Origin of the sequence: Ruminococcus sp. OM06-36AC, assembly GCF_003438725.1 — a bacterium.
Lineage (GTDB): Bacteria > Bacillota > Clostridia > Oscillospirales > Ruminococcaceae > Ruminococcus_C > Ruminococcus_C callidus.
In genome coordinates, this window is the sequence record NZ_QSTT01000004.1 from 221,169 (window position 1) to 235,257 (window position 14,089).

General features: G+C 49.9%; 7 protein-coding genes and 1 CRISPR repeat array. All 7 genes read left to right on the forward strand.

What is annotated here, in order from left to right:
- Window positions 1-327 precede the first annotated feature (327 nt).
- From casA to cas2e, 7 genes are read left to right on the forward strand one after another with little or no spacing between them, the layout of a single operon-like run.
- Entirely contained in the window at window positions 328-1,956 is a 1,629-nt protein-coding gene (casA, locus tag DXB92_RS05805; RefSeq protein WP_117733058.1) for a type I-E CRISPR-associated protein Cse1/CasA, read from the forward strand.
- Window positions 1,957-1,973: 17 nt separating this feature from the next.
- Complete coding sequence (gene casB / locus DXB92_RS05810; RefSeq protein WP_040647833.1) at window positions 1,974-2,546, forward strand: type I-E CRISPR-associated protein Cse2/CasB; 573 nt, start codon at window positions 1,974-1,976, stop codon at window positions 2,544-2,546.
- Window positions 2,543-3,616, forward strand: coding sequence for a type I-E CRISPR-associated protein Cas7/Cse4/CasC (gene cas7e / locus DXB92_RS05815; protein WP_117733060.1), 1,074 nt, complete (start codon window positions 2,543-2,545; stop codon window positions 3,614-3,616). Before casB ends, cas7e begins: the two co-directional genes overlap by 4 nt.
- Before the next feature lie 5 nt (window positions 3,617-3,621).
- Window positions 3,622-4,260: a type I-E CRISPR-associated protein Cas5/CasD gene (gene cas5e, locus DXB92_RS05820; RefSeq protein WP_117733062.1), complete on the forward strand. Its 639-nt coding sequence runs from the start codon at window positions 3,622-3,624 to the stop codon at window positions 4,258-4,260.
- Between the two features lie 8 nt (window positions 4,261-4,268).
- Entirely contained in the window at window positions 4,269-4,895 is a 627-nt protein-coding gene (cas6e, locus tag DXB92_RS05825) for a type I-E CRISPR-associated protein Cas6/Cse3/CasE (protein ID WP_117733064.1), read from the forward strand.
- Complete coding sequence (gene cas1e, locus DXB92_RS05830; RefSeq protein ID WP_181976930.1) at window positions 4,895-5,836, forward strand: type I-E CRISPR-associated endonuclease Cas1e; 942 nt, start codon at window positions 4,895-4,897, stop codon at window positions 5,834-5,836. Before cas6e ends, cas1e begins: the two co-directional genes overlap by 1 nt.
- Entirely contained in the window at window positions 5,833-6,729 is an 897-nt protein-coding gene (gene cas2e / locus DXB92_RS05835) for a type I-E CRISPR-associated endoribonuclease Cas2e (RefSeq protein ID WP_117733066.1), read from the forward strand. The genes cas1e and cas2e overlap by 4 nt, the downstream gene beginning before the upstream one ends.
- Before the next feature lie 35 nt (window positions 6,730-6,764).
- Window positions 6,765-14,065: a CRISPR direct-repeat array (repeat unit 28 nt; unit sequence CTTTTCCCCGCATAGGCGGGGGTGATCC).
- Window positions 14,066-14,089: the final 24 nt, after the last annotated feature.

Sequence of the window (14,089 nt, forward strand, 5' to 3'; positions counted from 1 at the left end):
TGCATGCCATCTGCTTGCAAATTTCCCTTCAGAGCCTGTTTCGTATCTTCCCGCACGCATCTTGCGTGCATATTTTCCGAGATATTTTGGGAAAATACTCGAAAATCCACAAAGGATTTTCTCCGTTTTTCCCTTCATCTCTCAAAAAATCTGACGACGCAATCTGCATACGTCAGATACGAAACAGACTCTCATATTTCACAAAAATGCTCGTGAATACATCAAGTATTCACTCCGCTTTTTGTTTCATCTGACGAAAAATTTGACGACGCATCTGTCGCACAATCTTTGTGCGGTATTGCCTAAAAGCTTTAAGGAGGAGTGTTCATGAAAGAAATCGAATTCAATTTACTGGACGAACCGTGGATACGCGTGAGAGATGATTCCTGTCAGGTGCATGAAGTGTCATTGACAGACGCACTTCTTCACGCACATCAATATACCTCGCTAAGCGGTGAATTGCCAACGCAGGATATTGTCATTCTTCGTCTGATGCTTGCAGTGCTGCATACGGTTTTTTCCAGAGTCGATGCGGACGGCAATGCGGCAGAACTGGAAGACGAAGAAGAAGCGGTTGAGAGGTGGACAGATCTTTGGGAACTTGGTCAGCTTCCGGAGGAACCGATTCGCGAATATCTGGAAAAATGGCATGAACGGTTCTGGCTGTTTCATCCGGAAAGACCTTTTGGACAGGTGGCAGGGCTGGATTCACGGTTATATGACGTGAAAAAACTAAATGGTGAAATATTGCAAAGCGATCATAAAGAACGATTTTTTTCTTCTTATTCGGGAGAAGAAAAAAACAAGATGAGTTATGGACAAGCAGCAAGATGGCTTTTGACACTAAACGGATTTTCAGATGTGGGAATTAAAAAGCCGGATCCAAAAAGAGTGGGTTGGTTGGCAGAACTAGGGATTGTTTATGTAGAAGGAAAAAATCTTTTTGAAACTTTAATGTTGAATTTTATTCTCGTTGATTTTAGTGGCGAATATAGAAAAGAAATGCCTCTTTGGGAACGTGATAAAATTGTCATTGAGGGTAATGAGGAAAATCCGATTCCAGAAACTCATTCAGAATTATATACATTTCTTTCGAGAAAGATGTTGCTAGTAAGTGATAGTGGATATGTAAAGAAATTTAGAGTTTCGGCAGGTGATTATTTTCAATCTAAAAATGCATTTATTGAACCTATGACATCATGGGAAAAGTTGGATAATAAGAAGGAAACTGTTTTTTACCCTTTAAAACATGATAGTTCAAAACAACTATGGAGAGAATTCCCCTCAATGTTTACAGAATCTGAAAAAGATGAAAGCAAGCTATCTGGCATCGTACAATGGGTTAGATATTTATGTGATAATAATATGGTTGATAATAATTACTTGTTTTACACAAAGATTATAGGAACACTGTTTAGTAAGGCTCATAAAAGTCTAGTGAAAAATTTCTTTTTTGATTCTCTTTCAATAAATGCATATCTACTTTCAAATGTTGGTGCAAACTGGCGGGAAAAAATCAAAGTAGAGATCAACAGATGCGAACAGCTTGCAGATGCCATTCGCAAATTAGCCGGTAACTTATATCTTGCATCAGGCGGAACCAAGGGCGATGCCAAGAGTTGGGATAAGACTTTTCTGAAATCCAGAGAATCTGCCAGTGCACAGCTGTACTTCCGTCTGGACATGCCGTTCCGTCGCTGGCTGGCTGGGATCACTCCGGAAGAAGTAGATTCTGCTGATTATGAAACAGAGGAAAGGGTATTTTCTGCATGGCAGAAAACTGCAAAGACAATCGCATACAGCTGTGCGGAAGAACTGGCAATGCATGCGGGAGATGCTGCTATGGTAGGACATGAGATAAAAAATGAGAAAAGCGGAGACAGTGTTCGATATTCTGCCCCGAAAGCAATTCATCAATTCCGCATACAGGTGGCAGAAATCTATAAAAAGATCTAGTGAAAGGAGATGAAATCATGTCAAAGATCGACGATGTCAGAAATTATACCTATCGGCAAATTCAGTTTTTGATCCGGCAAAAGGAAACCAGTGTCGGAAAAGCGATGCTTGCCAATCTGCGTAGAGGCATTGGAAAAACACCGGGAGAGCTTCCGGAATTGTGGGGAGCATTTCTGAATGAAATGCCGTCAGAACTTTACGGAAATTCCGGTATGCCGAGCGAAGGCGAGTGGGCTGTCTATATTGCGTTGACTTTGTTTGCCCTGCATCAGCAGGGGAATGCTGAACCGGTGCACTGTGAGAAAGTATCCCTCGGCACGGCTGCTGCCAGGTTGATGAATGAAAAAACAGAAGAAGAACGAGGACGAATTCTGCGAAGATTTGGTCCGGTTGTTACGGCAAAGAGCATGCAGGAACTGTCACACCATTTAAGAGGATTGATCCAGCTCTGCAAAGCAAAAGGCGTGCGGCTGGATTATGTACAGCTTGCAGGAGATATTTACCGTTTTCAGTTTCTGGAGAGCCGGAAAGAAGTACAGCTTTCGTGGGGACAAGACTTTTATTATGTTGAAAAAGGAGAAAAACAATGAGTATTTATGTTGATTTTCATGTGTTGCAGACCGTTCCGCCCAGCTGTGTCAATCGTGATGACACAGGAAGCCCCAAGACCGCTGTCTACGGCGGTTCCGTCAGAGCGAGAGTTTCGTCGCAGGCGTGGAAGCATGCCATGAGAAAGGAATTCCGGGGCATGTTTGCGGAAGATGATCTGGGAAACCGCACGAAAAATGTTGTGCAGCTGGTTGCACAGGAAATGCAGTCTATAGATGCTTCTCTCGATGAAAAGAAGTGCCTGAAGAAAGCGTCAGATGCATTGAAGGCGGCAGGAATCAGCCTGAAAGCGAAAAAAGAGGAAATCGAAAAAGCAGATGCGTTGTTTTTTATGAGCAACCGACAGGCAAAGGAAATTGCCCGACTTGCATGCGGGGACACAGCAGACAAAAATGATTTCAAAAAGGCTTTGAAGGAATATCCGTCTGTAGACATTGCCCTGTTTGGACGAATGGCTGCGAGCGACCCGACATTGAATTACGATGCCGCCTCTCAGGTTGCCCATGCGATCTCCACGCATGCTGTCCAGAACGAGTACGATTATTTTACTGCGGTAGATGATATTTCAGAGGACGACAATGCCGGAGCAGGCCACCTCGGAACCGTAGAATTCAACTCGTCCACGTTGTATCGCTATGCCAATGTGAATGTGTCTGAACTGCGGAAGACACTGGACGATGCCGCTGATGTGGCTGTGGTCGTGCGTAAATTTGCAGAAGCATTTATCCGTTCTATGCCGACCGGTAAGGAAAATACCTTCGCAAACCGCACATTTCCGGACGCTGTTTATGTGACGATCCGAATGGACCAGCCTGTCAACCTGTGCGGTGCATTTGAAAAGCCTGTTCGTGCATCGGAAGACGGTTATGCCACAGAATCGGAAAAGCGGCTGGCAGCGTATGCAGAGAAAGTATACAGCCAGTATGCGGCAGAGCCGAAGGCAGCTTTTTGCATTGGCGATGCACTTTCGGATATTGCACAGCAGCTGTCTTTGCCGGAGCTTCTGGACACACTGGAATCCAATTTGCGGGAACAAGTCAGTGAGGCATAACAAAAATGGCAGTATTATTGTTGCGGTTGGCTGCCCCGTTACAGGCGTGGGGCAGTAACTCGAAATTTATCATTCGGAACACAGAACGGGAGCCGACGAAAAGCGGTGTGGTCGGAATGCTTGCTGCCGCACTGGGCATACAGAGAAATGATGATCCGAAAAAGCTGGAGCCGCTTACAGCACTGCGTTTCGGCGTTCGTGCGGAAAAAGAGGGCAGGCTTTTGAAAGACTTTCATATGGTGCATTCTCCTAAAACAACAGATGTTACAGAACGGCACTATCTTTCTGATGCGGTTTTTCTGGTAGCACTGGAATCGGAGGACACTGCCTTTTTGCAGAAAATTGCAGAGGCATTGCAGCATCCGGTTTATCCGTTGTATCTCGGCAGAAAATCGTGCCCGCCGACACTTCCGATCGTATGGGGTGTACGGGAAAAAAGTCTGGAAGCAGTTCTGAAAGAAGAACCGCCTCTTTGCAACGAGAAAGCCGGCACATTCCGCATCGCCTATGAAGTGCCGTTTGGTGGTATTCCGGTGCAGGACGTTCCGCAGTCGTTTTCTCAGCTGCACAGACAGCACGGCTGGCGTATGAAGTGCGAAGAGATCATCACCGGCAAAGAACATGACCCGTTTTCGGAATTGTGAGGTGTCGTATGTATCTGACAAGAATTCAATTAGATCTGACAAAGACGAAAACCATGCAGGCGTTGGTGGCACCAAAATTGTTTCACGGTGCCATTGAATGTGCAGAGCCGGAGGGAAGGACGCGGAAACTCTGGAGATTGGATACCCTCAATGGAAATCAGTATCTTCTGATTTTGACAGAATCTCCGCTGGACTTTTCGGAAGTTGTAAGGCAATTTGGCACAGGGACATGTGCAGAAACCAAAAAATATGATGTTCTGCTTGACAGGATCAAAAACGGAAGCAAGTGGCAGTTCCGGCTGAAAGCCAATCCGGTTGTTTATAAGAAGATCGCACAGTCCAAAAGAGGAAAACCGGTTGCACATATTACTACTGCGTATCAGGAAGAATGGCTGGAAAAACAGGCGGCGAAACATGGCTTTGCACTGGAAGAAGACCAGTGGCTTGTAACAGAATCTAAATGGTATCGTTTCCGAAAAGGGGACAGCAGGCAGTATGTGCGGATACTGGCAGTTACATATGAAGGGGTTCTGACTGTGACAGATGCCGAATGCTTTCAGTTGTCCCTTATGCAGGGAATCGGCAGAGGAAAGGCATATGGACTTGGAATGCTGACCGTGGCAGGGGAGCACTGATGGCAGAACAAAACGGTATGGAAAAGCCGGATTTGCAAGCACTTCCGACGATCAACGACCGTATGACGTTTCTCTATCTGGAACACTGCAAGATCCATCGGGAAGACGGTGCGATCACAGCACGTGATCTGGAAGGCACGCTGTACATTCCGGCGGCAGCAATTACTGTGCTGCTGCTTGGACCGGGGACAGACATTTCTCATCGGGCCATGGAACTGATCGGTGATACGGGGATCAGTGTGATCTGGGTCGGAGAACATGGGGTGCGATATTATGCACATGGGAGAGCTCTGAATTCTCACAGCACGTTGCTGGAAAAACAGGCAAAATTGGTTTCTAACACCAGAAAGCACCTTGATGTTGTCCGTAAAATGTACGAGATGCGGTTTGCAGATGCAGATGTGTCAGGCATGACATTGCAGCAGCTGCGGGGACGTGAAGGTGCACGAATGCGAAAAATCTATCGGGAGCAAGCAAAAAAATGGGACGTTTCGTGGGACGGGAGAAAGTATGATGCAGAAGACTTTTCTGCAAGCGATCCGGTGAATCAGGCTCTTTCTGCCGGAAACGTCTGCCTTTATGGGCTTGCTTCTGCGGTAATCACTGCACTGGGCTGTGCACCGAGTCTGGGATTTATCCATGTCGGGCATGAATTTTCCTTTGCCTATGACATTGCAGACTTGTATAAAGCAGAGGTCACGATTCCGCTTGCCTTTGAACTGGCAGCAGAGGAGCCGCCTGATCTTCCCAATATCATGCGTAGACGGGTTCGGAATGTGTTTTCGGAAACCAAGCTGCTGGAGCGAATGGTGAAAGATGTCAAATATCTTTTGCAGGAATCCCAGCCGCAGGAGCAGCAGGAAGTTGTTTATTTGTGGGACAATTTGAAAGAACATGTAGAGTACGGCATTTCTTATGGTAAATATGAGGATGGAATATGATTGTACTTACGATAGCAAATTGTCCGCCGAAACTGCGTGGAGATCTTTCAAAATGGCTGCTTGAGATCAATACAGGTGTTTATGTGGGGCGTGTGAGTGCCAGAGTTCGTGAGGCACTCTGGCAAAGAGTTTGCGAGAATATCCGTGACGGACAAGCTACGATGGTGTTTACTGCGAACAATGAGCAGCATATGGATTTCTATGTGCATAACACGGCATGGGAGCCGGTCGATCTGGACGGTATAAAACTAATGAAGCATCCGCATCGTCATAACGCCGCGGAGAGTGGTTTAAAAGCAGGCTTTAGTAATGCTGCAAAACAGCGAATGGGAGCAAAGAAACGCAGAAGATCTGGTTCCCGTTCAGATGCCGACAGCGTGGAAGAATCTTTTGTAATTATCGACATAGAAACAACAGGCCTTGCAGCTGAAAAAGATGAAATTCTGGAACTTGGAGCAATACGGGTTCGGAATGGAAAGTGTGTGGACGAATATCAGCAGCTGATACTGGTTCATAATGAAATTCCTGAAACGATCACTGCATTGACGGGAATTGAAAATGCATCTGTCAAAGCAAATGGAATCCCTATTCAAGATGCCTTAGCTGCATTTTATGATTTTATAGGAAGCAGTATGGTGTTGGGGTATTGTATTGATTTTGATAAAAAATTTCTCGAAACTGAAAGCCAAAGAAATGGCATGGATTTTCCAGAAATGGATACCTATGATGTAATGCAGGCTGCAAAAAGCAAAATAAAGGGGTTGAGAAGTTATAAACTCGAAACAATAGCAAACGTATTGGAAATTCCGGCAAAGCAGGAGCATCGTGCACTGGCAGACTGTCAGCTTTTGTATCAGGTGTATTGCAAACTAAATGAAAATGAAGCAGGCTGATGGAAAAAGTAACGCTGTTTTGGGATCTTTTTAGTCTTTTCCCCGCATAGGCGGGGGTGATCCTAACAGCTGCTTGCATTTTGGGGCTTTTTTAGACTTTTCCCCGCATAGGCGGGGGTGATCCCGGCAGGCGGCGAAAATCGTGCTTATTTCATGCCTTTTCCCCGCATAGGCGGGGGTGATCCTTCTTCCCGATCTTTTGGGGAAAAGTCGTGTAACTTTTCCCCGCATAGGCGGGGGTGATCCTATCTGGGCAGATGATGCTGATCTGTCCGGTGGCTTTTCCCCGCATAGGCGGGGGTGATCCCTTGGTGCCGCGGTTGGTGGCGAAAAAAACTGACTTTTCCCCGCATAGGCGGGGGTGATCCTTTGTGAACGGAAAATTTATTTTTGACTTGTACCTTTTCCCCGCATAGGCGGGGGTGATCCTCCGCAAAAAACGGCAGCGGAACCCAAGTAAAACTTTTCCCCGCATAGGCGGGGGTGATCCTTGTACAAACATCAAGAAGCAGCGTTGCAAGATACTTTTCCCCGCATAGGCGGGGGTGATCCTCCGATCATAGACTGGACAGATCAGGAGATTTACTTTTCCCCGCATAGGCGGGGGTGATCCGTCGTTCCTTCACCGCCAACGCCGGAAATGACACTTTTCCCCGCATAGGCGGGGGTGATCCCTGTGCGGTCTTGTCCAGACCGTCCCAGTCAGGCTTTTCCCCGCATAGGCGGGGGTGATCCGGCAGGCATATCGTGACCGGTGTCCGGTGGGCTGCTTTTCCCCGCATAGGCGGGGGTGATCCCTTCAAAGAAGTAAAGTAAAGTAAAGCAAAGTACTTTTCCCCGCATAGGCGGGGGTGATCCCAATAGAAATTATTTCCAGACGACCGCCCGCGACTTTTCCCCGCATAGGCGGGGGTGATCCCTGTACCCGCCGAAGAAGAACAGGCAATAGGCACTTTTCCCCGCATAGGCGGGGGTGATCCTATAGGGTGTCTATCATGCTATAATATGTGTAGCTTTTCCCCGCATAGGCGGGGGTGATCCTTTGATTGAAGCTATGAGCCCGCATAACCGAACCTTTTCCCCGCATAGGCGGGGGTGATCCCATGAAGCAGATGTGCAATTTCTTTGGCATTCCCTTTTCCCCGCATAGGCGGGGGTGATCCCATTTGTAATTTGACAAGCCAAACTTTTTGGAACTTTTCCCCGCATAGGCGGGGGTGATCCTATCACGGAGGAATAAAGAAGATGAAAAAGTACCTTTTCCCCGCATAGGCGGGGGTGATCCTCCGATGCTGTCACTTCTTCCGCGTCCGTGACACTTTTCCCCGCATAGGCGGGGGTGATCCTATTGGTTGGTCAAAAACCACTTTGAGTGAAGACTTTTCCCCGCATAGGCGGGGGTGATCCTATCTTCGGCCAGGTCTTCCAGCTGCTCATTGACTTTTCCCCGCATAGGCGGGGGTGATCCTGAATCCACTATCATTTTGCAGCTGACTGGTTTCTTTTCCCCGCATAGGCGGGGGTGATCCCAGAAGGAGAGTGAACACCAAAGAAGTCTTTGACTTTTCCCCGCATAGGCGGGGGTGATCCTATGTTATGTTGAAAGTTTGGGAACAGCTCTATGCTTTTCCCCGCATAGGCGGGGGTGATCCTACATACGTAAAATTTCATTTTGAAGATAAAGACTTTTCCCCGCATAGGCGGGGGTGATCCTAACAATGAGGCTGAGAATGAAGAAGCCTCTGACTTTTCCCCGCATAGGCGGGGGTGATCCCAAAGGGCGCGTATGGCTGGTGCACTACCAATACTTTTCCCCGCATAGGCGGGGGTGATCCTAATAAGCACGTAATCGACAACGAGAAGCTAAAACTTTTCCCCGCATAGGCGGGGGTGATCCTGTTCAGAAGCTTGCAGAAGAGCATCTCATGGACTTTTCCCCGCATAGGCGGGGGTGATCCTAAGCTGCTTCGCAGCTGGCATTGCGTAAACAGCTTTTCCCCGCATAGGCGGGGGTGATCCTCAAGCAAGTAACTGTCAATGCGGTAAAACGGGCTTTTCCCCGCATAGGCGGGGGTGATCCCATCCTGCCACCACAAGAAATCATGGTAAATATCTTTTCCCCGCATAGGCGGGGGTGATCCCTGTAGCTTAAACTTGTCGTCCGCTGTCCCCGCCTTTTCCCCGCATAGGCGGGGGTGATCCTTATACCTATTCCACAGATGCCATGGAGTATACCTTTTCCCCGCATAGGCGGGGGTGATCCTCATACATGGGAAATGACATCCGGGAAACGTCCCTTTTCCCCGCATAGGCGGGGGTGATCCTAAGCCGCCTTACGGATACGACCGGAAAAAGCTCTTTTCCCCGCATAGGCGGGGGTGATCCTACATATGGTGTTTTAGGAGTATACACAAGGAGCTTTTCCCCGCATAGGCGGGGGTGATCCTGATGAATTGGATCTGCTGAAATACGCCTGTAACTTTTCCCCGCATAGGCGGGGGTGATCCCAGCAAGCACGATTGTACTATCTTTGCCACCACCTTTTCCCCGCATAGGCGGGGGTGATCCTTGTACGGTATTCGCGGGTTTCATCTGCCAACCCTTTTCCCCGCATAGGCGGGGGTGATCCCGGATTTTTTCTCACCTACCTTCTATTGTAAATCTTTTCCCCGCATAGGCGGGGGTGATCCCGGATTTTGCTGAATGCCTATATCGCATGTATCCTTTTCCCCGCATAGGCGGGGGTGATCCCATCAAAAGCGTGTTTACTGGAATCGGTGAAAAAGCTTTTCCCCGCATAGGCGGGGGTGATCCTATCATGCCGGCATCACACAAAATGCACCAACACTTTTCCCCGCATAGGCGGGGGTGATCCTATTATACCGAATTCATCTTGACGAAAAATATTGCTTTTCCCCGCATAGGCGGGGGTGATCCTATGGTATCGATTACAATATTTCGTTGCTCGACCTTTTCCCCGCATAGGCGGGGGTGATCCTGGTCAGCGTATGGAGCTTCTTTTTCGGGAGCACTTTTCCCCGCATAGGCGGGGGTGATCCTGCCTGGACGGTGGAAACGACCGGACATACACGCTTTTCCCCGCATAGGCGGGGGTGATCCCGAAACTACAAGCGTTTTACAAGTCCCGACGGTCTTTTCCCCGCATAGGCGGGGGTGATCCGTAGCTGCTTTGCATACTTTTTCGCTTCATCACCTTTTCCCCGCATAGGCGGGGGTGATCCTGGTATCAAATTCCAGTTTCAACAGTTCCGGACCTTTTCCCCGCATAGGCGGGGGTGATCCCAACAAGCTTAGACTGCATAATGCTTTTATACTCTTTTCCCCGCATAGGCGGGGGTGATCCTTAGCAGTTCTGCACCTGTGATAGACCGCTTGCCTTTTCCCCGCATAGGCGGGGGTGATCCTTATTAACGTCTTTCTGAAAAATTTCCGTGATACTTTTCCCCGCATAGGCGGGGGTGATCCCAGAAATTACACAATCCAAAATCACAGACGAACCTTTTCCCCGCATAGGCGGGGGTGATCCTACGCATGTAGTTTTTTCGTCACAATTCGAAAACTTTTCCCCGCATAGGCGGGGGTGATCCCACAGCTTTGATAGATCCCCAGATTGCTTCGAACTTTTCCCCGCATAGGCGGGGGTGATCCGTAGGTTTTTGCCTGTTGCTTGCTTGTCAATCTCTTTTCCCCGCATAGGCGGGGGTGATCCTTAAAAACTCACCTCTATGGTATAATAGCCATACTTTTCCCCGCATAGGCGGGGGTGATCCTCGGTGCACATTTGTATACTTGCACAAAACGAACTTTTCCCCGCATAGGCGGGGGTGATCCCAACAAATATGGTGTATCTGTATGAATCGGGGCCTTTTCCCCGCATAGGCGGGGGTGATCCCTTGGGAAAATGGCGATTCAGGTGAACCGAGAAACTTTTCCCCGCATAGGCGGGGGTGATCCTCTATGTCATTTTTTGAATCCGGTAGAACTGGCCTTTTCCCCGCATAGGCGGGGGTGATCCCAGATGTTTCACGAGTGTCCACCACGAATTTGGCTTTTCCCCGCATAGGCGGGGGTGATCCTCTATGTCATTTTTTGAATCCGGTAGAACTGGCCTTTTCCCCGCATAGGCGGGGGTGATCCCGGATAATTTTGGAAAAATCCTTTTCGGATACCCTTTTCCCCGCATAGGCGGGGGTGATCCCATCGCCACACCCCCTGTACATCAACCCTGTGCCTTTTCCCCGCATAGGCGGGGGTGATCCCGCCAAAGGTTACAGGAAAAGGTCAGGTGTATTCTTTTCCCCGCATAGGCGGGGGTGATCCCGCCGTTGTACTTCTGCATCGTTGGTATCAAAACTTTTCCCCGCATAGGCGGGGGTGATCCCTGTCCCGCAAGTGCAAGCGGGGGATCCGTGAACTTTTCCCCGCATAGGCGGGGGTGATCCTATTACGCATTCAGCTCCATTCGTCCCATTTAGCTTTTCCCCGCATAGGCGGGGGTGATCCTGGAAATGCATCGTTTTCAGATGGATATATTTGCTTTTCCCCGCATAGGCGGGGGTGATCCTCCTTTCGCGTGTGCAGTATAGGTAGGGTGAGTGCTTTTCCCCGCATAGGCGGGGGTGATCCCGCCCCTCTGACAGACCCAGATATGTGATACAGCTTTTCCCCGCATAGGCGGGGGTGATCCCGCACAGCGGCATCAGAACGCCGTCCGCGAAGCCTTTTCCCCGCATAGGCGGGGGTGATCCTACTGCTCATGAAGCAGCAGTGACGAGGAGGAACTTTTCCCCGCATAGGCGGGGGTGATCCTAGATACTCCGGCGACCGGTGTTGATATATCGGCTTTTCCCCGCATAGGCGGGGGTGATCCTCAAAAATCATAACGTTGGTTGACGGAACGGGCCTTTTCCCCGCATAGGCGGGGGTGATCCTGTTGGACGTTTGAAGCGTTGCATGCGTCAATTCTTTTCCCCGCATAGGCGGGGGTGATCCTGTAATAGGGGTTGTCCTTGTAACCATCTAACACTTTTCCCCGCATAGGCGGGGGTGATCCGCGGTATTTTATCCATGAGATGATCTTCTGCAACTTTTCCCCGCATAGGCGGGGGTGATCCTATGACGAATACCGGAGAATATTATGGGCATAAACTTTTCCCCGCATAGGCGGGGGTGATCCCTCACCTCTACGGTTATTATACCATAGAGGTGACTTTTCCCCGCATAGGCGGGGGTGATCCGCACAGTTCCGGATCACGGAGGGAGAGCACAAGCTTTTCCCCGCATAGGCGGGGGTGATCCCGCATTACGGACAGCCCAGAGGGGATCCTGATCCTTTTCCCCGCATAGGCGGGGGTGATCCTCAGCCGTGCCGGCTGGCGGCAATTACTTTCCGCTTTTCCCCGCATAGGCGGGGGTGATCCTCTCCCTCTCCTGATCGATGCCGCCATTCAGATCACTTTTCCCCGCATAGGCGGGGGTGATCCCGCTTTAGCGAAGAAAATGGGTGCCGAAACAGCCTTTTCCCCGCATAGGCGGGGGTGATCCTTTGCAGACAGCCGTTGGCGTACATGGTATAGGTCTTTTCCCCGCATAGGCGGGGGTGATCCTAAAATGGAGTACGCCCTGACCAAGGGGCATTTCTTTTCCCCGCATAGGCGGGGGTGATCCTCGAAAGCGTAGAGGACACCAGAGAGGACACCGCTTTTCCCCGCATAGGCGGGGGTGATCCTGATCGACGAAGAAACAAGACGGCAGTTTGAGGCTTTTCCCCGCATAGGCGGGGGTGATCCCAGCAGGCGGAAGAAATTGCAAAAAACGAGCTGCTTTTCCCCGCATAGGCGGGGGTGATCCCAACTTGCCTATGGCTAAAAGGATTGCCAAGGCCTTTTCCCCGCATAGGCGGGGGTGATCCTATCGACGGATACAGCATGACAGAAGACACGACCTTTTCCCCGCATAGGCGGGGGTGATCCCACAAAATGGCTTCTACCATGGATTATACCACACTTTTCCCCGCATAGGCGGGGGTGATCCCACCCGTTGCATGATTTTTTTTGCTTTGCAAAACTTTTCCCCGCATAGGCGGGGGTGATCCTCCTGTGTACACCAAAAAATAAAAAAAGTGTTGCTTTTCCCCGCATAGGCGGGGGTGATCCTGAAACAGCTTGTGAAAGCTGGAACGGATCACCCTTTTCCCCGCATAGGCGGGGGTGATCCCGATTCGATCAATGCGGTTTAGTACCACGTCAGCTTTTCCCCGCATAGGCGGGGGTGATCCTGTCTTGAAATGTCTGCGGTGGAAGATCGAAAACTTTTCCCCGCATAGGCGGGGGTGATCCTGATTTCGAAAATATCACATCATTTCGGAGTTACTTTTCCCCGCATAGGCGGGGGTGATCCCGATCTGAAAGCGGTTGACACCACGATCCGGAACTTTTCCCCGCATAGGCGGGGGTGATCCCGCACAGACGAAAAGGAAGCTGAATGATCGAAACTTTTCCCCGCATAGGCGGGGGTGATCCTTATACCTATTCCACAGATGCCATGGAGTATACCTTTTCCCCGCATAGGCGGGGGTGATCCTGAAAAAGAAAATCATATCCATTTTGCTGGCAGCTTTTCCCCGCATAGGCGGGGGTGATCCACAATATTCCACGTATCAAAGACAAGTCCGGTGCTTTTCCCCGCATAGGCGGGGGTGATCCCGGCAAAAAGCGGGGCAGACACGTTTTCGATTTCTTTTCCCCGCATAGGCGGGGGTGATCCCATGCAGCACTTGATGTCATTACAAAAGACGGCCTTTTCCCCGCATAGGCGGGGGTGATCCCCACTGTGCGATACCGTCATTTCACCTGACTTGCTTTTCCCCGCATAGGCGGGGGTGATCCATGGCCAGAAAAAAGACCTGACGGCCTACGAAACTTTTCCCCGCATAGGCGGGGGTGATCCTATGAATTTGTGGACGGCGACGAAATCACGATCACTTTTCCCCGCATAGGCGGGGGTGATCCCTGACCGCTTCCACATGTCCGCGACTGGCGGACCTTTTCCCCGCATAGGCGGGGGTGATCCTGACAATGGCGGAGATTAGAAAAGAAGTAAAAGCTTTTCCCCGCATAGGCGGGGGTGATCCCGATCACGTCGCTTTCCTGCATGTAGTTCGACCCTTTTCCCCGCATAGGCGGGGGTGATCCCGATTATATCATTGTGGATAAGTGTGCGGGCTGCTTTTCCCCGCATAGGCGGGGGTGATCCTCTGCATTTGCTCCCGCTGTTCAAACAAAGTTCCTTTTCCCCGCATAGGCGGGGGTGATCCCGATTATATCATTGTGGATAAGTG

Bases quoted from the DNA above. Each gene is read 5' to 3' on its own strand.
- cas1e (WP_181976930.1), top strand. From the start codon at position 4,895: ATGGCAGAACAAAACGGTATGGAAAAGCCGGATTTGCAAGCACTTCCG.
- cas6e (WP_117733064.1), top strand. From the start codon at position 4,269: ATGTATCTGACAAGAATTCAATTAGATCTGACAAAGACGAAAACCATG.
- cas2e (WP_117733066.1), top strand. From the start codon at position 5,833: ATGATTGTACTTACGATAGCAAATTGTCCGCCGAAACTGCGTGGAGAT.
- cas7e (WP_117733060.1), top strand. From the start codon at position 2,543: ATGAGTATTTATGTTGATTTTCATGTGTTGCAGACCGTTCCGCCCAGC.
- casA (WP_117733058.1), top strand. From the start codon at position 328: ATGAAAGAAATCGAATTCAATTTACTGGACGAACCGTGGATACGCGTG.
- cas5e (WP_117733062.1), top strand. From the start codon at position 3,622: ATGGCAGTATTATTGTTGCGGTTGGCTGCCCCGTTACAGGCGTGGGGC.
- casB (WP_040647833.1), top strand. From the start codon at position 1,974: ATGTCAAAGATCGACGATGTCAGAAATTATACCTATCGGCAAATTCAG.